Origin of the sequence: Dyadobacter sp. Leaf189, from assembly GCF_001424405.1 — a bacterium.
GTDB lineage: Bacteria > Bacteroidota > Bacteroidia > Cytophagales > Spirosomataceae > Dyadobacter.
In genome coordinates, this window is record NZ_LMPS01000004.1 from 971,649 (window position 1) to 991,724 (window position 20,076).

Below are 20,076 nucleotides of genomic sequence, written 5' to 3' on the forward strand. Positions count from 1 at the left end.
ATTGTAATAATATCCGTTACCCGGCCAGTGCGAGTTCCTCTATATTCTTTTCGATTTTCAGATTATCGATAATGAAGCGCTGCCTTTCGGGTGTGTTTTTACCCATGAAATAGCCTAGCAGCTTTTGAATAGAGGTTTCCTTTTGCAGGATAACTGGCTCAATGCGCATATCTTCCCCGATAAACTTCCCGAATTCTTCCGGGGATATCTCGCCCAGACCTTTGAAACGTGTAATTTCAGGCTTGCTGCCCAGCTTGTGGATCGCATATTGCTTCTCCTCGTCACTGTAACAATAAATAGTTTCCTTCTTGTTGCGGACCCGGAAAAGAGGCGTTTCCAACACAAAAACGTGTCCGTTTCGTACCAGGTCCGGGAAGAACTGCAGGAAGAATGTCATCAACAGCAAGCGGATATGCATTCCGTCAACGTCGGCGTCGGTAGCTATGATAATGCGGTTAAAACGGAGGTTTTCAACTCCATTCTCAATATCCAGCGCGTGTTGAAGCAAGTTGAACTCCTCATTTTCGTACACGATCTTCTTTGTAAGGCCAAAGCAGTTCAACGGTTTCCCTCTTAAACTAAACACCGCCTGTGTCTGAATATTTCTTGATTTCGTGATGGATCCGCTCGCCGAGTCGCCTTCAGTGATAAACAACGTTGTTTCGTAGCGGAGCTCGTTTTTAAGGTCTGTCAAATGCAGCCTGCAATCCCTAAGTTTCTTGTTGTGCAAATTGGCTTTTTTAGCGCGGTCGTTCGCCAGCTTTTTGATACCCGCCAGCTCCTTACGCTCCCGCTCCGATTGCTCGATTCGCTTTTTCAATGCATCCCGCGATTCCGGGTTCATGTGCAGGTAATTGTCCAGCCTTTCCTTCACAAAATCATTCACGAAAGTCCGCACAGTGGTACTGTTCGGATCCGGCGTAATGGTACTGGAGCCAAGCTTGGTTTTGGTCTGAGATTCAAACACAGGCTCTTGCACACGTATAGCTACCGCCGCACTGATCGACGAGCGGATATCTTCCGGTGCATAATCTTTACCGAAGTGCTCGCGCACCGCTCTTACCACAGCTTCCCGGAATGCGACGAGGTGCGTACCACCCTGCGTTGTGTACTGGCCGTTCACGAATGAATAATACTCTTCGCCGTACTGATTACCGTGCGTCATCGCAAACTCAATATCCTCTCCTTTTAAATGGATAATAGGATAGCGTATTGATTCCGCATCTGTTTTGCTTTGCAGCAGGTCCATAAGACCGTTTTGCGAGATGTATTTCTGACCGTTAAAGTTGATAGTAAGTCCTGCATTGAGATAGCAATAATTCCAGATCATACTGTCCAGATATTGCGGGATATATTTGAAATTCTTGAAAATAGTCCCGTCCGGCTCAAACAACGTGTGCGTTCCATTACGTTGGCTGGAAGATTCTTCGGCAGACTCTTTCAGCAATGCACCTTGCTCAAATTCAGCCATTTTGGTCCTGCCGTCGCGAAATGACTGCACTTTAAAATATTGTGAAAGTGCATTTACCGCCTTTGTACCCACTCCATTCAAACCCACAGATTTCTGAAAAGCGCCGGAATCGTATTTTCCACCTGTGTTAATTTTCGATACACAATCCACCACCTTGCCCAGCGGGATACCTCTGCCGTAATCTCTCACCTCAACCCTGTGTTCCGAAATTTTGATCTCAATCGTCTTCCCATTTCCCATCATGTGCTCGTCGATCGAGTTATCCACGATTTCCTTCACAAGCACATATATACCATCGTCCACTGACGACCCGTCACCCAGTTTTCCAATATACATTCCCGGCCGAAGTCGTATGTGTTCCTTCCAGTCCAGGGACCTGATACTATCCTCGTCGTATTGAACGTTCGCACTTTCCATTTTTATAATTATTCTTTTAGTCTTATTTCTGATTTTAAATATTGTATTTTAATAATTTCAGTTTTTTGTCGTTACGCTGTTATAACTTTGCGCAGATTAGGTGAGGCCGATTAATAGAATTTCTTTAAAAATAGGAAAAATCTAATTTACTTTGCTAGCACATACACATCGAAAAACGAAGCTGGCCCGGATTCCAAACTCAAAAATAGTAGTCAAAAAGATAGGTTTCATGGATTTTCAGCATTTCAATAGTACAATAATTCTTCATATGAACAGATTCAGATTAACTAAAAGTTATAAATCGTTATTTCTTTATTTTCTGAGTTTTCTGATATCCCTGCCTGCAATCTCACAGGTAACTCCCACAGCTCCAACAACAACTGCTCCTACTTCCCAGGGAACACCCGGAGGTGCACAGCAAAGCGGCCCAAGAAGCACCACAGGAAACGCACCGGGTAGTACAACAGGTAATGCGAACAATCCGCAGTCTGGTAATCCGCAAAATGGCAACCAGCAAACCGGAAACCAGCAAAATGCCGCCAATCAGTCCAATGATGCCGGAAAGAACGGCCAAAACCAGAATGGACAAAATGGCGAGCAAGGCAATGACCAAAGCAAGGTAAACAAATCTACTACGACCGAGCTGACGCCCGCTGAGCAGGAAAAAGAAGCATTTCGCCAGAAAATCTACGGCTACTCGATTTTTGCAAATAAAAACCTGGATCCAATCCCTGATTTACAGGTTGCTACACCTACAAACTACATAGTTGGTCCTGGTGATGAGCTTAACATTTACATCTACAACTACGCAGAAAGCACCTACGAAGGCATTGTAAATAAGGACGGAAATATCCTGATCCCGCGTGTAGGACCTGTTCAGGTAGCAGGACGCACCATTGAAGAGATCAGAAAGATATTGATTGACAAATTCGCCAAGTTTGTTCCCGGACTGCTGGGATCAGGCGGAGAAACGGCACGTACCAAACTGATGGTAACGCTTGGCAATATTCGTTCAGTAAAGGTGTTTGTGACCGGGGAAGTAATCAATCCGGGCACTTACGAAGTATCTTCCCTCTCTTCTGCATTCAATGCGCTGTACCAGGCTGGCGGACCTAATGAAATTGGATCTTTCCGCGATGTGCGCGTTGTGCGGCATGGGAAAGTGGTATCTCACATGGATATCTACGATTATCTTGTAAATGGTAAAATTGAAGGAGATATCCGTGTTCAGGACAACGATAACATTGTAGTTGGTTACTATCTGAAAAGAGCAGAAATCACCGGTATGGTTAAACGTCCGGGTATATATGAGCTGAAACCCGAAGAAAAGCTGGGGGATGTTCTTAAATATGCAGGCGGATTTCAGGACAAAGCATACCGCGCCAGACTTAAAATCCAGCGTATTACATCCAAGGAAAGAAAATTGCTGGATGTAGCGGAAGGCAACTATGATAGCTTCGACGTTGTCACCGGCGACTCTATTGATGTTGGTACTGTACTCGACAGGTTTGATAACATTGTCACTATTGAAGGAGCCATAATGCGGCCTGGTAATTTTTCACTTGAAAGCAGCCCAACGTTAAAAGCACTGATTGAAAATGCGCAGGGATTACGTGAAGATGCTTTCGTCGGCCGTATCAGTGTTCTGCGAACTCGTGATGATCTTACTTTGCAGAATATCTCCATGAACTACACTGATCTGATCAACAACGTAGTTCCTGACCTGATCCTCACCCGTCTCGACCAGGTGATTGTGCCGTCGAAATTCGATATGGCAGAATCGGCTTATGTGAGTGTGGAAGGTGAAGTTAATAATACCAAAGTTGGCGTTAATGAGGGCAAATTCCCTTACACATCAGAAATGACGCTGGAAGATGCATTGGTACAGGCTGGCGGCCTTAAAGAATCGGCTTACACGACCGAGGTAGAAGTGGTAAGACGGAAGCGTAATGGGGTGGCCGGTACTGCAAATGCACAAATCTCGGAGGTCTTCAAGTTTGACCTGAACCGCGACTTGTCACTCAACAGCAAAGCAACAAATTTCAGACTGCTGCCTTTTGACCAGGTTATTGTTCGTAAATCTCCTAATTATGTAGAGCAGCAAACTGTTTTTGTAGAAGGAGAAGTGCTCGTAACAGGTCCGTACACGATCATCAATAAAAATGACAAGATTAGTGACATCATCAAGAGAGCAGGCGGATTAACAGAACTGGCTTATCCTGAAGGTGCCACATTGCTTCGCCGCACGATTGTCCGTGACCTTGAAGAGCCTACCGATTTTGACCAGGCCGCGATTACCGAGCAGAGCATCAAAAAAGGCACAATCCTGGGAGATCAGCCTAATGTGAAAGAGGAAAAAATCGGTATTGTTTTAAAGAACATTCTAAAAAATCCAGGATCGTTTGAAGATCTGATCGTACAGGAAGGCGATATTATCAGGATACCAAAACGCCTTGAAACTGTTCAGGTGGCTGGATCCGTACTTTATCCTACTACCGTGAAATATGGCAAGGGAATGTCATTTACGGACTATATTTCACAATCGGGAGGCTTTACGGTTCAATCGTTGCGGAAAAGCTCGTACATTAAATACCCGAATGGAAATATTGACCGCACAAGAAGATTCCTGTTCTTCAACGTTTATCCAAAGGTTGAACCAGGATCTGAGATTTTTGTACCAGTGCGCGCAGCGCCTCAGTTGAATACGCAACAGGCAATATCTACCGCCACAGGCTTGTTAAGTTCTGTAATGGGATTAATAGTAACAGTATTGGCTTTTCGCTCAATTAGATAATGGCTGAAACACTCACACCCCCGCATAGGCAACAAATTCCTGACGATGAACTATCTCCAAAGGAAGTTGTCGCAAAGGTGATCGTTGTAAAGGATGCGATCCTTCGCAACTGGCAAATGATCCTGCTTCTGCCCATTATTGGCTTCGGGATCGGGTATGCCATGGACACTTACATTAAAAAAGCGCCCAAGTACGAAGCAAATGTTGTCTTTAACCTAGGTGGAGGAAGCCAGGCCTCGGGTTTAGGTGATATGGCCGGGTTACTCGGACTTGGAACAGCGCCTGACGCCAACATCTTTACCGGTGAGAACTTCTTCTATTTTGTTAAATCCCGTCCGGTACTCGAAAGGAACCTGATGAAGGAAGTGGACATTCATGGTAAAAAAGAGATTTTTGCCAACTTCTTTATCGATTCCAGCGGCATTAAAACTTCGGATTGGGAAGAAAGGCCTGACTTGCAGAACTTCCATTTTCAGACAAACGATCTGAAAAAGCTGGACAGGAATTCAAGAATTGTATTGAACGAAATCGTTAAGAAAGCCGCTGATGCGACTGAAATAGCTTCTCTTGACAGAAAATCTTCTTTCATTGCATTATCTACGCAGATGGAAAATGAGGCGCTGGCGGGGCTTTGGGTTACTACGCTTTTGAAAACGGTAGAAGAAATGTATACCGAGAACCAGACGCAGAAAACAAGAAAAACACTGCGACTGCTTCAACACCGTGCAGACTCCCTGGCCAGGGTACTCGGAATTGCCGAGCACAAGCTGGCTAAGCAAATGGATTACAGTACGCAGATTATGCTGCCAGAGGCGAAAGTTTCTACCAACAGCATGGAGCGTAAATCGACGTTCCTGCAGCAGCTTTATTACGAAGCAATGGCGAATGCAGAAAAAATGCAGATGTCGCTTGTTCGGGAAGCACCCTTATTTACAGAAATCGAAGGTATCAAGGTGCCTTTGGACATGAAAGCAGAAGACAAGCGTAATGCTAAGATCGGCGCATTGTCGGGCTTGCTGATCGCATTGATATTTACTTATTTAAGAACAGTATTCAGTACTCCTGCTACCACGGTTAAAGTAGAGAGAGCGTAAAAAATGGCGGCGCAACACACAATTACAATCAAAGCAGGCGGTTCTGAAAAGGACTATTGGAAAGATCTCTGGATGCACAGACAGCTTTTGTGGATCTTGTCTAAAAGAGATATCTCTGTTCGTTACAAGCAAACACTGCTTGGCGTGGCATGGAGCGTACTTCGTCCTTTTATGACAATGACCGTTATGGTTTTTGTATTCAGCTACGTTGCCAAAATCGACAGTGATCCAGGTATCCCCTACCCTTTAATGGTTTTAAGCGGGCTTACAATCTGGACTTTCTTCTCAAATACATTCCAGCAAATCAGCAACAGTATCCTGCTTAATTCTAACCTCGTATCAAAGGTATACTTCCCGAGGCTGCTGATGCCGCTTAGTTCAATTGCAGTCGGGTTTGTAGACTTTCTGATCGCATTGGGCATTTTCATCGTACTTACACCATTCTTTGATTACACAATCAGCTGGCAGATCATATATATTCCTTTCTTCGTTTTACTTACATTTATTACATCAATGGGCTTCGGGCTCTTTTTCGCGGTGCTCAATGTGCGCTTCCGTGACATCGGCCAGTTGATCCCATTCCTGATTCAAGTGGGGATGTACATATTGCCGGTAGCTTACCCAAGCTCGCTTGTCAAAGATACCTGGTTTGAGAAGTATTATAATCTGAATCCCCTGGTGGGCATTATCGGTGGTTTTCGCTGGTGTTTACTGGGAGAAAAATCGTATTTCAATCCACAAAGTTTATACTCAACGGTGATCATTTCCTTTTTGATTCTCGTATTATCTTTGATCTATTTTCGAAGAAAAGAGAACACGTTTGTGGATCACATCTGAAAATTACACCTGGGCATGCCTGTAATTGTAGCTGAAAACATCAGTAAAAAATATATCATCGACCACCAACGCAAAAGTGGGTCTTCAAGCCTGCGCGATGTTGTTACGGATACGGTCGACAAGATATTTCCAAGAAAGAAAGCACAGGATGGTTTTTCTGAAAAAGAAGAATTCTGGGCATTAAAAGATATCAACTTCAGTATCGACCAGGGCGACCGGATCGGTATCGTCGGACACAACGGCGCGGGTAAATCTACCCTGCTCAAAATTCTCAGCCGGATTACCGAGCCCAGCACAGGACAGATCAAGATCGAAGGCCGCATTGCCAGTTTGCTGGAAGTAGGTACCGGATTTCACCCTGAACTGACCGGGCGCGAAAACATCTTTTTGAATGGCGCTATCCTGGGGATGAACAAAAGTGAAATCAGGGAATCCTTTGACGCGATCGTTGATTTTGCAGGTGTTGAAAAATTCCTTGATACTCCGGTAAAAAGATATTCTTCCGGAATGTACGTGAGGCTTGGATTTGCAATTGCTGCCCACCTTAACCCTGAGATCCTGATCGTAGATGAGGTACTGGCAGTAGGTGATACGGAATTTCAGAAGAAATGTCTCGGCAAAATGCGTGATGTTTCAGAAAGTGGCCGGACACTCATTTTCGTGAGCCACAACCTGACTGCAATACAGGCACTTTGCAACAAAGCATTCTATTTTGAAAAAGGCAGACTGATAGATCAGGGAGAAACTACGCATATTGTCACCAATTACCTGAGTAAAGTCTCACACAAGAGCCTTGAAAAGCATTGGGATAATATCGAAAGTGCGCCCGGCAATGATCAGGTTCGTGTAAAAAGCTTCAAGCTCTTCCCCGAATACCAGGACGATCTAACCCATATTGACGTCCGCACCCCAATCAATTTCCAGTTTGAATTCTGGAATATGGAGGAAGGCGCAAACCTGAACCTCAGCATGCATTTATACACCTTCACCGGTGAATGCATCTTTAATGTAGGAACGCAGTCCGAAAGTTTCGCCAAGGGTTTAGTGAGTGCAACTTGCGAGCTGCCTGGCAACTTCCTGAACGACGGTTCTTATGTTGTTTCAATGATGATTGTAAAAGATACCAGCACCGTGCTTTATAACATGGAAGAGGCACTGGTATTTGATATCGAGGACTATCGTGAAAATGTTACCTGGTATGGCAAATGGCCCGGATATATTCGCCCTCAACTTAATTTTTCCATTCGCCAAACTGAACATGTAGTGAATGATTAACGTCACTAAAACTTTCCTGCCCGACCAGGAAGAGTACATTAAGCACGTCAGGGAAATCTGGGAAAGCGGTTACATCACCAATAACGGCCCGAAACTTCAAACGCTTGAAAAAGAATTAAAGGAGTATCTCAACGTTGATCACCTTTACTTTTGCGGGAACGGGACCATCGTTCTTCAGATTGCGATTAAGGCGCTTGAACTGAAAGGTGAGATTATCACTACCCCTTTCTCCTATTGCGCTACTTCCAATGCTATTTTGTGGGAAAATTGTACGCCGGTATTTGTCGATATCGATGCACAAACCTTTAACATAGATCCGTCGCTCATAGAAGCGTCGATCACCCCGGCTACTTCGGCGATCCTGGCTACGCACGTTTATGGAAATCCATGCGACGTAGAAGCAATCGAGGTAATTGCCAAAAAACATAATCTCAAAGTTATTTACGATGCAGCACACGCATTCGGGGTAACTTACAAAGGGAAGTCGCTCCTTGCATTCGGCGATATAAGTACATGCAGTTTCCACGCGACGAAGGTTTTTCATTCGATTGAAGGAGGCGCATTGATATCCAATCATCCCGAGCTTGACAGTAAGCTGCACTTGCTTCGTGCATTTGGCCACCAAGGCGATGACCTTTATTTATATGCCGGTATCAACGGCAAAAATTCAGAATTCCATGCTGCGATGGGCCTGGTAAATCTGCCGCATGTCCCTGAAATTATCCAGGCGCGTAAGGAGGTTTTTGATGCTTATGACAGTTTGTTGAACTGGGACGTACTTTACAAACCGGTTATTAATAAAGACATTGGATATAACTACGCATACTACCCTGTCGTCTTCCCTTCGGAAGCAGTGATGTTCAAGGTAATGGATGCGTTGCGCGAGCAGGAAATCATTCCGCGCCGCTATTTTTATCCTTCATTGAACACGCTTTCTTTCATGCCAAGGCAATTTGCCTGCCCGGTTTCTGAAGATATAGCATTAAGAGTGTTAAGTTTGCCGTTGTATGTTGGTCTCCCTTACTCTGATATAGAGCGGATATCCGGGATCATTAACGGTCATTTATCACCATAACCGCATGGTACTTTTTTACTGGCTTACCTTTTTCCTCTTTTTATACGGTGTTGGTTTTGTTGCAAAAAGGGTTGCTCAACCATCACTTTCAGAGTGGATCATTACCTGCTTTGTACTGTTTGTAGGCACGGTAATCCCTAATGGATTCCTGCTTTCGGCACTTGATCTCACAGCCAATATTTACGCCTGGATATCGGGTAACTTCATCATTTTACTGCTGCAGTACCTGCTGTGGGCCAGGTTGGGCACAGCGCAGCCGGGATATTCCGTACGTGAAATCCTGTCGAGCCGCCTTACTACCTTCAAGCTCTGGACAAGGGAGCTCTCGCCGTATCTGAAAACGGTTTTCATCATCATGTTTGGAACGCTGGCAGTTGTTGGCATAACCAACCTGATCCTGGTACTCTTTACAGTCCCAAATGAATGGGATAGCATGACAGGTCACCTGAACCGCGCAGTCAGGTACATTCAACACGGAACAATGGCGCATTTTGGGGGTACCAACTGGAATATGGATACCTATCCTAAAAGCGTTACCGCTATTCAGATTTATAGTTACCTGATCAGTGGGAATTTCGAAAACGCTTTCAAACTGATCCACCACGCCTCTTACTACATTACGCTGGTCGCTATTTTCGGGATTGCACAGCGCATTGGACGGAATTTATCCGCCAGTTTCTTCTGTGCGTTGGCTTACAGCATGTTCCTGGATTTCCTGATGCAGGCAGTAACTACCGAAACAGATATCGTGATGACAGCTTACCTGAGCTGCCTGCTCTATTACCTGTTTACCTACTACGGAACGCGGCAAAACAAGTACCTGTATCTTTCAGGAATGGTTTTCGGTATTGTTTTTGGTCATAAAGTTACGTTTGCATTGCTGCTGCCGCCTGTCTTCGTAGTGATGCTTTATGCAGTTTTCATAGCACCGAATTTCAAAACATTCTTTACCCGTTTTATCCGGCTTGCCTGTTCCATTGCTATTGCACTGCTGGTTTATACCTTTCCGACAGGCTATATCAAAAACATCATGGTTTTCGGTCACCCTATTGGTCCGCCGACTTCCCTGAGACACCAGTCTGTGGAACGTGCCGGCCCATTGTCTAACCTGTTTGAGCAGGGTAGTCGTAACGTGGTCAGGTATGCGTACGATTTCTTCAATCTTGACGGGATAAGGAATGCGCAATGGGGTTATAATTTGAATACAACAATAAGAAAACCCATCGCCACGCTGGAAGACAAACTGCACATGCGGCTGGACGAAGAAACCGACTTCTCAATTGTGCCATTTTTAATGCAGCGGCGTTTTGCCAACTACAATGCAAATCCCTACTGGGGCGTATTTGGTTTTGCATTGATTTTGCCGCTCATTTTGCTGGTACTTGTCAGGGTTTTCAGATCGCGCGTTCACTGGTTTCTGGCAGTCGCATTCTGTCTGCATTTTGCAACACTATCCTATTCTGCACCTTACGATCCATTCAAAGGCCGGTATTTTATTGAGACTGGCGTATTTGGCGTTTTGTTTTTGCTGCTGCTTTTCTCAAACCACCGTTTGTCCATCATCAAGCCAAGAAGAAATATCTGGAAAGGCTACATTCTTACCATTGTTGTCCTGGCTTGCATTTCCGCGGTTATGGCGGTATACCTCAATGTGCGCTGCCTGCCTTTACCTGCTTACGGGCACGAGTCGGCACTTACTACGGATCGCATTGAGTTCCAGACAATCGCGCGGCCCGATATCACGAAAGCATATAAAGCCTTTGATTCAATTGTGCCACAAAATGCAACAGTCGCCCTGGCTACGATCAATGACGACTTTGAGTATCCATTATACGGCGAGAAACTAACAAGAAAGCTCATCACGATCAATCCTTTTGAACAAGGGTTGAAACCTATCCCCAAAGAAGCCGACTACCTTTTTTATGCAAAAAGTGTAATCAACGACACCAGCAAAATCAAAGCGCTGCCAACAGATATCAGGCTCGGCTCTGATACCACGATGACGAACCTGGATGTGAAAGGTCAGGATTATTACCTTCGCAAACTCAAATAGTGTCCAATGACTATTGCTATCATGCAGCCTTATATATTTCCATATATAGGGTATTTTCAGCTGATCAATGCGGTTGACAAGTTCATCATCTATGACGATGTCAACTTCATCAACAAAGGCTGGATCAACAGGAACAACATTCTGGTCTCGGGAAAACCGCACCTTTTTACCATCCCGTTGAAAGATGCCAGTCAAAACAAGCTCATCAATGAAGTAGAGCTCCTGAAAACAGAAGCCTGGCAGAAGAAACTGCTGAAAACGATACAACAATCCTATCAGAAAGCCCCCTATTATCAAAAGGCTTTTGATCTGACAGAAGAAATTGTAAATTTAGATGTCAGAACAATCTATGAACTGACCCTGCACGCGCTCCAGAGAACCTGCGCATACATGGAAGTTGACACCGAAATCATTCCTTCTTCAACAATCTATAACAATACACACCTGAAAGGACAGGATAGAATTCTGGACATTTGCAAACAAGAAGGCGCCAGACATTATATCAATCCGATTGGTGGCATGGAATTGTACGATAAAAGTAAATTTGAAGGGGAAGGTATAAAGCTCGACTTCATTAAAAGTCTTCCAAGCCCTTACATCCAATTTAAAAATGCTTTCGTACCTTGGTTATCAATAATTGATATCCTGATGTTTAATAATCCCGAAGAAATCAGGGCGCAACTGAAAGCATACGAATTAATATAGAATGGCTAAGATCATTATTTTTGGAGTACTCGATACAGCTGAGCTGGCACATTACTATTTGACCCACGATTCTGAGCATGAGATAGTTGCTTTCACGGTCAACCGGCAATACATAGAGCAGGATACTTTTAAGGGTTTGCCTGTTGTCGCATTTGAAGATGTGGAAACTATCTTTTCACCTGCTGAATATTCATTCTTCGCGCCGATGACGGGCCGGAATATGAACCGGAACCGGGAAGCGATTTATAACGAAGCGAAGGCGAAAGGTTACCAGTTTATCTCCTACATCAGTTCCAAAGCAACCATTTTCGGCAATGAAATTGGGGAAAATTGCTTCATTCTGGAAGACAATACGATCCAGCCTTTCACCACAATCGGCAATAATGTGGTGATGTGGAGCGGCAATCATATTGGTCACCACGGACAAATTAAAGATCACGTATTTTTCACCTCCCACGTTGTCCTGTCGGGACATTGTGTGGTAGAATCATATTCATTTTTCGGTGTAAACAGCACGATCCGCGATTATACTACCATCGCGCAGGGAACATTGGTCGGCATGGCTTCGGCAATAACGAAGGAAACCGAAGAATGGGGAATTTACGTGGGAAATCCAGCCAAGAAAGTGCCTGGAAAACTGAGTCACGAAGCTTACTGATACATTGATATCTGTGCGGGTATAGTTTGGGATATCTGAAGTCTGAGAAAGCGATTCTTGTTAATGGAGCAAAAGAAAATTTTATTCGTCAGTCATGACGCAAACCGCGCCGGGAGCCAGCTGCTGCTTTTGCAGTTATTGAGGCTTTTAAAGGAACGCGGGGTTCCGATGCATTTGCTGCTTTGCAGTGGCGGAGAGCTTGAAAAAGAGTTTGAAGAGGTCGTGACAATTACCCGGCTTTATCAGAACTATAAAGTTGCGCCGCATCCGTTTACCGGAAAGCTTCTCAAAAAGGTACACCTGTATAAATATTACGAGGAACGCTCCACGCAAAAAGGCAACGAACGCCTGATTACCGAGCTGGAAGCACAGAATATCGGCCTTGTTTTCGTTAATTCCATTGCCAATTCAGGCGTTTACCACGACTTCCTGACTTTCCTGCACCACGTTCCGCTTGTACTGTTTGTACATGAACTGGCAATGTCGGTGAAAATGTACTCTCACGAAAAGCACCTGAACTTCCTGCTTCGCAAAACGGATCACCTGATAGCGGTATCCAATGCAGTAGCAAATTACTACGTCAAAAAATACAACTTCCCCGCCGCGCACGTAAGTACATTTACGCTGATCGACCACGAGCACATTGATCAGAAGCTCCGAACGTTGCAGCATGATATTCTTGAAAAAACCTACAAGATACCCAGCGATGCGATTGTGATCGGTGGCTGCGGCAATGCGGAATGGCGGAAGGGAAATGATATTTTCAACTGGATTGCAAAGCGGGTAATTCATAAAACAACGCCGCTGCCGGTTTACTTTGTGTGGATCGGAGCCGGACCCCAGCACGAAATTTATGAGCTGATAGAAAGCGATATCCGCCTGATGGGGCTGAGCGACAGGATTATCCTGGTCCCCCCTACTCCATTTGCGCTGGATTATATCAACAGGTTTGATGTACTGCTGCTCAGTTCGAGAGAAGATCCATATCCCCTGGTGGTACTGGAAGCTGCATTGCAGGAAATACCTGTTGTATGTTTCGAAGATGCAGGTGGCGCACCCGAGCTGATCGAGAGTGACGCTGGCTTCGTGGTACCTTATATGGATATTTCAGCGGCTTCCGATGCGATTATCCAGCTGGTACTTGATCCAGCATTAAGGGAAACATTGGGCAGAAAAGGCCGCCAGAAGGTATTGGAAAGGCACAATACCGAGAAAAGTGTCGGCAGCATCGAAGCCATTATTCAAAAGTATCTACCTTTACAGGTTTCGGAACAGCACAATCAATGACCATTGCCTTTACCATTTGTTCAATCAACTATTTAGCGCAGGCCAGGACCTTAGGGGATTCCCTTCGTGCTACCAATCCCGACGTCAGGTTCTTCATCGGACTGGTTGATTTGTTGCAGGGTGTATCCTTCGACGATTCGTATGCTCCCGCATTCCCGATGATCGAAATTGACAAGATCGAGATCAGGGATTTTCAGGAAATGGCTGATAGATACAACATTACAGAGCTGAATACCGCGGTAAAGCCATTTTACTTCACCTATTTTTTTAAACATTATCCAGAGGCGAAGAATGTAATCTACTTCGATCCGGATATTATTGTTTTTCAGCCGCTTACTGAATTACTGAATTCTCTGCAAAAAAGCGACGCAGTACTTACCCCGCATTTGAATTCTCCGATTGAGGATCGGCTGACGCCCAACGAGCTGCACCACCTGAACACGGGGATTTACAACCTTGGCTTTGTCGCATTCCGGCGCAGTGAAATTAATTCTGAGTTCATAAAGTGGTGGGAGGAAAAGCTCAGGTATGAATGTCTGATCGATCTTTGCAACGGGCTTTTTGTAGATCAGAACTGGATGAATTTCCTTCCCTTGTTCGTTCCACAGACCCACATTGAAAGAAATGCCGGCTATAATGCGGCTTACTGGAATTTGCATGAAAGGGTGTTTACGAAGAGGGACAATACCTTTTTTGTCAATGAAAATAATCCTTTGATTTTCTTCCATTACAGCGGCTACGATCCCGCAAAGCCGGATATTCTTTCCAAGTACCAGGACCGTTTCGAACTAAGTGCGCGGCCGGATCTTACAGAATTGTTTGCATTATACCGCGACAGCCTGATAGCCAACGGGAATGCTTATTACCGCAAATTTGAATGTGCGTATATAAAGCCTGCTCCGGTTCGTCGCTATCAGCGTGTGCGCAAATATTTAAAGATGCCGATCAATTATGTTATTGATCAGCTGGAAACATTCTGATGAAAGAACTTGTATCGGTTGTCGTCCCTATCCTGAATCCTGCGATCAATCCAACGGAAGAGAAGATCCTGCATAACACGTTGGAAAAGCTGGAAAAGTACCCGCTTATTTTCATTACGTATGAGGGCGCCGATCTGTCGATCGTAAAAGAGCATAATGAGGAAATAGACGTTATTTATTTCCCGAAAACATATTTTGAATCCCGCAATAAGCTGGCTTCGCTGTTCTTATTAGAGGATTTTTATGACCGGTTCAACTGGTGTGATTTCCTGCTGATCCACGAGCTGAATAGCTGGATAGTAAGGGACGAGCTCTATTACTGGTGCAAGCAAGGCTACGATTACATCAAAGCGGGCCCTTACTTTGGTAGCCAGCAGTCGGTGCCGGACAATGTCGTAAAAAGGCTGTCAGGATTGAACGCAGAGGAGAAAATACTATTCGGAAAAGGTTATGCGGATAATGGACTTTACCTTTGTCGCATAGAACGGATGACAAAAGTGCTGAAAAGCAAGCGAAAAGAAGCTTATCAGTACCGTCACGACGAAACCCTGGCGAATGCGGATTCTGTATTCTGGGAGTTGGAGGCAAACAGGTTCTGGCCTCATTTGCGCAAGCCAACCGATGTTGTCCGCAACCATTTTGTACAAAATGCATTTAACCATAAAGACGGAAATGCATTACCATTTGCATTGACAGGCATATCCCGGTCCAATATCCAGGAATTGCCTTATTTTCAAACAATGCCGGAAGCCGATTAAAATTCATGAATATCACATATACAATTTGTAACAGAACAACTTTGCCGCACGCGCTTACCCTGGCGGATTCAGTGCAGAAGTTTCAGCCGGGTTCTGTTTTCTATCTTTGCTGGGTTGACAATGCCGCTTTGCCTGAGTTACCTGCTAACATCAGGGTAATCAATATCACCGAAGTTGCGATCCAGGATTGGGATAAAATGGTTTCGAGGTATTTTGATTTCGAGCTATTGGCCGCCTGCCGCCCGTGGGTTGCACAGTTTATCCTGAAAGAAAATGCAAACTGCCAGACACTTACTTTCCTTGCTCCCACTGTGGTTTTGTTCCAGTCGACTGAAACGATCCTGGACAACGAAAATGACATTTTTCTGACTCCCAACATTCTCAAACCACTAACGCCGTCTTCCTATCTTGACGATAAGAGGATTTTGAATATCGGGATGTTCCATTCAGGAAGCTGGACTTTGAGAAACAATGAAAAAGTACGTGATACGCTAACCTGGTGGGCAAACCGCACCCTGGACAGAGCCACTTACGATCTTTGCAACGGGATGAATATGGACCAGCTCTGGCTCAACTATATACCGGTGTTGCTCCCAAAGACTAAAATCATCAGGCATTCAGGCTGGCATTTCGGATTACAGGCGGTTCTGAACAAAGACCTGTCCCTAAGTGCGGGCAAGTATCTGGTAGATAACCAGCCGCTTATTTCCGTTGACTTTGCCGGGCTAACTATTTTTGACCCGATCTGGTCGAATCATTATGGTTTGATCAATAAAAACAATCTATTCAAGAACCTGCTGGGTTACTATGAAAAGAGTCTTGCAGGCTACAAGCATCTGGTACCGACGGGCAATGCTCCCATTCCGGGCAAAGTCGCTGACATCAAAAAATACAGGATTGTCAGGAATAACCTGGCTGGCAAATTGAAGACAATCACCACTTATATCGATCAGTTTTAATCAGGAACTATGCATTCTCTGGAACAATACACGCTGGAACTGCGTAAATTCCTGTCAGGCTTAAAGGTAAATCGGGCTATGCTGGCTACGGCGGCTTCGAATTTCCCCAAGCTGACCATTATTACGCCTTCTTATAATCAGGCTGCATTTTTGGAACGTACGATACTGAGCGTACTTAACCAAAACTATCCAAACCTTGAATACATTATCGTCGACGGCGGCTCCACAGATGCAAGCGTGGAGGTGATCAAAAAGTATGAAAAATACCTGACGTGGTGGGTTTCAGAAAAAGATAAAGGCCAGGTTGACGCGATCAATAAAGCATTAAGAAGAGCTACCGGCGATTACATCAGCTTCCAAAATTCAGACGACGTATATTTCCCGGGCACTTTCGAGCGTTTTGGAAAAGCGGCCACCAGCTATAATGCTGATATTCTGTACGGCGATTTATTCATGATTTCAACTGACGATGAGGTAACTGAAATTTTAAAAACAACTTCATACAGCTTTGATTCCCAGATTTTGGAAGGAATGCAAATACACAATCAGTCATTGTTCTTCAAGCGCAGGCTCGTTGAACAGTACGGGTTATTTGACGAAAGCTACCGTTTTGCATTCGACTACGAGTTTGTAACCAGGTATACTTCTCATTCTCAAACCACTACACGGAAGATCGACGGGCTGGGTGGCGCGTTGCGCGTGCATGAAGATGCCAAATCGTCGACCATCGCACACGTGGGAGCTGAGGAACACAAGCGGGTTCAGGAATTGTACATTTCTAGGAACAGTTCGGCTGCGCTCAACAAAATCAAGTATCTTTGGTGCCGGGTTCGTAAAATTGCTTATTTCGTTCTCCGGTCGGATTTCAAATACATTCGTTACAGATTTTCCAGATGAATTGGAGCTTACTTAATGTAGCTAATAATTTTAACTATCTCAGGTATTCCCTGGGCATCGCAATGATGTTCAACGGATTTCCTTTGATATTTTTTATTAGGGATACATTGGGTATCGGACCCGCCAGCAGCGTTTTTACAGCGATCTTCTTTTCGCTTGCACTGGTGCTGATGGTTCCGCCGACATTGTTCAAGCGACTCTACAAGCCGAATGTGATCCTGCTTAACCTGGGCCTCGGGTTTCTGTTAATGGCGCTCTATTACTTCTTTTTCCTGAATTATGTAGGAAAAGCGGTAGCCGATATCGGGAACTTCGTTTTTACATTCGGGTTCATTATTCTGCTGCTGCATATCCCCAATGATATCAAAGACACCCTGATTCTGGTGGTCTTTCTGATGTCATTTTTCACAAATATCACGCTCGTTTACTCGCTTATCACCGATCCAAACTGGACACCCGGAATGCGCGCCGCGGTAAACTTCGCCAACGAAGGCGCACAGCCCGGAGGTAACCCGCACATCACTGCAAGAAATGGCATAATTTGCCTGCTCAGCGCGTTTGTGATGCTCGGCAACACCAAAGATCTGATTACCAGAATTTTCCTCTTCTTCTCCATTCTGTTCGGATTGGGAGTTGTAATCCTGTCACTCGCCAAGTCGAGTTACCTTGGACTTGGTATCGCGGCATCGGCCTATTTCCTGTTCCGGTTCAAGGCGTCCGACATTGTTACCGCAGTTGGAAATGCATTCAAATTCCGCAACTTCATCTTTATCGCCATCATCCTGGTCGGGATCAACTATTTCCTGAACCGGTACGGCGATATCCTGAACCTGCTGCTTGGCTATTGGGATGTATTTCAGGACAGGATTCTGGATGTGATTTTTACATCTACCGGCGTGCGGCTCTCGGAAGAAGCAGATGTGGATTATTCCGCTATGGGTAGGGTTAGCGGTTTCGGAGAATTCCTCGAAACTTTGTTCTCCTGGGACGTTTTCCTCGGACGAGGATACAAGAGCGACTATCTTGACGTACCTATTCTGGAAGCCTGGGTGGATCAGGGCATTTTCGGGTTCTTGTTTTTCGCTAGCTTCAACTTTTTCCTGTTCCTTTTTGCTATTCGCGAAATACGGAGGGCAACCAACGCACTGAGCACATTTCTGGCTTTCTTTTTCCTGTCTATGATGGTACTGCTTGTTACCGGCGGAAGGCCCTACGATATCGCATTCTGGTTCCCTTACGCCGTGATGATCCGGTTCCTGGGCATACGTTATCTTGACAGCTACCACCAGCGGCCGGTTGCAACCAAACTTACAACTGTCACTACCACCTAATTTTACATTTTCCCGACCACCAGCTTACAGGCATTTCGGCAGGTCAAAATTATTCTCATGAAAGGCAGAGTTGAACAACTGGATGGACTTAGGGGAATATTTTCGGTACTTGTCATCGCCCACCATCACAACGCGTTCAAGGACGCTGACCTTTACAACAACTTTTTTGTAATCAACGCAAGTCTGTTCGTCGATTTCTTCTTCGTTCTAAGCGGCTTCGTGATTGCATTGAACTACGTAGACCGGATTCGTACCGGAAGCGACTTCTTTCAGTTTTTGAAAAAACGATTCATCCGACTTTACCCGCTTTTGTTCTTCACGGAGATCGTATTTGTTATTGCGAATCTGGTTGGAGAACAAAGCCCGATGAAGAATGTGGCCAGCCTGGGGCTCTCCTACTACTTTTACACTGCATTCGACGCACTTACTTTCATGGGATCCACGCCGGTGTTTGGTGCGTGGATTAGCAATAATTATCCTTCCTGGTCAATATCGGCCGAAATGATCTCTTATGTGGTGTTCGGGCTTGTGATCCTGTTTTTGCCAAAATTCAAATACTTTGCTTTTGCGCTCCTCTCGCTACTTTCTGCATTATTCATCGTGTCAAGAGGAGAATACCTGCTTGCTTACGATTACGGATTTGTACGGGGTTTGCTGTGCTTTTGCTTCGGCATTTTCACGCATTTGATTTTAAGTAAAAAAACATTCAAGCTTACAATCCTTGAAATTCCTTTCCTGATCGTCCTGCTGGCTGCTATGTATGCAGTTCACCACCTGGATCTTAACCTTTGGAAATTGGCATTCCCAGTGCTGTTTTCAGCCGGCATTATCATCTTTGCCAGCTCCGACGGAATAGTTACGCGGCTTCTTTCCAGCGCTCCTTTTCAATATTTGGGCAAGATATCCTACTCCATTTACCTCAATCACGCGCTGGTGCTGATTTTAGTCAATGTGGTACTTTTCAGGTTCCTCAAATCCGAGCCTACGAGCCTGATGATCGCCGTTTCGCTGGTCACATCTATTTCCCTCACCATTGCCTATTCGCATTTTACCTACGAATGGATTGAAATGCGTTTTGGGAAATTTTTACGGGACAAATGGAGTTAGATAAGCAGAGAACGAAGCAGCACGCCCGTTCTTGAACTGTCAAACCAAACACTTCAAAACAAAAGAAATCATGGCGACTTTCTCAGAACTCATCAATGGAAACAAACCAGTATTGGTAGATTTTTCAGCTGAATGGTGCGGACCTTGTAAAATGATGAAGCCAATTCTCGACGAGTTAAAGGCTGATTTAGGAGATTCAACAACGATTATCAAAGTAGATGTAGATAAGAATAAGGCTGCTGCCAGCGCTTACAAAATCCAGGGTGTACCTACATTGATCGTGTTTAAAAATGGTAAACCGATGTGGAGACAATCGGGTGTGGTACAGGCTGCCCAGCTGAAATCGATCATCAAAAAATATATCTGACCTTTCACCTG

17 protein-coding genes are annotated in these 20,076 nt (G+C 44.8%); 16 read left to right on the top strand and 1 reads right to left on the bottom strand.

All coding sequences use genetic code 11. The features are described 5' to 3' along the window. Nucleotides 1–16: 16 nt before the first annotated feature. Complete coding sequence (locus tag ASG33_RS13345) at nt 17–1,888, bottom strand: DNA topoisomerase IV subunit B (protein ID WP_056285693.1); 1,872 nt, start codon at nt 1,886–1,888, stop codon at nt 17–19. Nucleotides 1,889–2,156: 268 nt separating this feature from the next. On the opposite strand from ASG33_RS13345, the gene ASG33_RS13350 reads away from it, so the two are divergent. From ASG33_RS13350 to trxA, 16 genes are all read left to right on the top strand, one after another. After that, a complete protein-coding gene (locus ASG33_RS13350) occupies nt 2,157–4,682 on the top strand; it encodes an SLBB domain-containing protein (RefSeq protein ID WP_056285695.1) in 2,526 nt (841 codons plus the stop codon). After that, nucleotides 4,682–5,776: a hypothetical protein gene (locus ASG33_RS13355; RefSeq protein WP_056285698.1), complete on the top strand. Its 1,095-nt coding sequence runs from the start codon at nt 4,682–4,684 to the stop codon at nt 5,774–5,776. Before ASG33_RS13350 ends, ASG33_RS13355 begins: the two co-directional genes overlap by 1 nt. A gap of 3 nt (nt 5,777–5,779) precedes the next feature. Then, nucleotides 5,780–6,613: an ABC transporter permease gene (locus ASG33_RS13360; RefSeq protein ID WP_056285700.1), complete on the top strand. Its 834-nt coding sequence runs from the start codon at nt 5,780–5,782 to the stop codon at nt 6,611–6,613. Nucleotides 6,614–6,628: 15 nt separating this feature from the next. Next, complete coding sequence (locus tag ASG33_RS13365) at nt 6,629–7,888, top strand: ABC transporter ATP-binding protein (protein WP_056285702.1); 1,260 nt, start codon at nt 6,629–6,631, stop codon at nt 7,886–7,888. Next, complete coding sequence (locus ASG33_RS13370) at nt 7,881–8,963, top strand: DegT/DnrJ/EryC1/StrS aminotransferase family protein (protein WP_056285705.1); 1,083 nt, start codon at nt 7,881–7,883, stop codon at nt 8,961–8,963. Before ASG33_RS13365 ends, ASG33_RS13370 begins: the two co-directional genes overlap by 8 nt. Before the next feature lie 4 nt (nt 8,964–8,967). Then, nucleotides 8,968–11,016: a glycosyltransferase family 39 protein gene (locus ASG33_RS13375; protein ID WP_056285707.1), complete on the top strand. Its 2,049-nt coding sequence runs from the start codon at nt 8,968–8,970 to the stop codon at nt 11,014–11,016. A gap of 6 nt (nt 11,017–11,022) precedes the next feature. Then, the gene (locus ASG33_RS13380) at nt 11,023–11,721 is read left to right on the top strand and encodes a WbqC family protein (RefSeq protein ID WP_056285710.1); all 699 of its coding nucleotides are present in this window, start codon (nt 11,023–11,025) and stop codon (nt 11,719–11,721) included. 1 nt (nt 11,722) lies between these two features. Further along, entirely contained in the window at nt 11,723–12,379 is a 657-nt protein-coding gene (locus tag ASG33_RS13385; protein ID WP_056285713.1) for an acetyltransferase, read from the top strand. A gap of 63 nt (nt 12,380–12,442) precedes the next feature. Then, nucleotides 12,443–13,666 carry a glycosyltransferase family 4 protein gene (locus tag ASG33_RS13390; RefSeq protein ID WP_056285716.1) on the top strand — a complete coding sequence of 408 codons (1,224 nt, stop codon included), beginning with the start codon at nt 12,443–12,445 and terminating at the stop codon, nt 13,664–13,666. Next, nucleotides 13,663–14,646: a glycosyltransferase gene (locus tag ASG33_RS13395; protein WP_056285720.1), complete on the top strand. Its 984-nt coding sequence runs from the start codon at nt 13,663–13,665 to the stop codon at nt 14,644–14,646. The genes ASG33_RS13390 and ASG33_RS13395 overlap by 4 nt, the downstream gene beginning before the upstream one ends. Continuing rightward, nucleotides 14,646–15,404 (top strand): DUF5672 family protein, encoded by a 759-nt coding sequence (locus ASG33_RS13400; RefSeq protein WP_056285722.1) that lies wholly within the window; start codon nt 14,646–14,648, stop codon nt 15,402–15,404. The genes ASG33_RS13395 and ASG33_RS13400 overlap by 1 nt, the downstream gene beginning before the upstream one ends. Before the next feature lie 5 nt (nt 15,405–15,409). Further along, nucleotides 15,410–16,363 (top strand): hypothetical protein, encoded by a 954-nt coding sequence (locus tag ASG33_RS13405; RefSeq protein WP_056285725.1) that lies wholly within the window; start codon nt 15,410–15,412, stop codon nt 16,361–16,363. Between the two features lie 9 nt (nt 16,364–16,372). Next, nucleotides 16,373–17,260 carry a glycosyltransferase family 2 protein gene (locus ASG33_RS13410; RefSeq protein ID WP_056285727.1) on the top strand — a complete coding sequence of 296 codons (888 nt, stop codon included), beginning with the start codon at nt 16,373–16,375 and terminating at the stop codon, nt 17,258–17,260. Then, the gene (locus ASG33_RS13415) at nt 17,257–18,591 is read left to right on the top strand and encodes a hypothetical protein (RefSeq protein ID WP_056285730.1); all 1,335 of its coding nucleotides are present in this window, start codon (nt 17,257–17,259) and stop codon (nt 18,589–18,591) included. The genes ASG33_RS13410 and ASG33_RS13415 overlap by 4 nt, the downstream gene beginning before the upstream one ends. A 57-nt stretch (nt 18,592–18,648) precedes the next feature. Beyond that, on the top strand, nt 18,649–19,698 hold the full coding sequence (locus tag ASG33_RS13420) for an acyltransferase (RefSeq protein ID WP_056285732.1): 1,050 nt from the start codon (nt 18,649–18,651) through the stop codon (nt 19,696–19,698). Between the two features lie 70 nt (nt 19,699–19,768). After that, entirely contained in the window at nt 19,769–20,065 is a 297-nt protein-coding gene (gene trxA / locus ASG33_RS13425) for a thioredoxin (RefSeq protein ID WP_056285735.1), read from the top strand. The last annotated feature ends 11 nt before the right edge of the window (nt 20,066–20,076 follow it).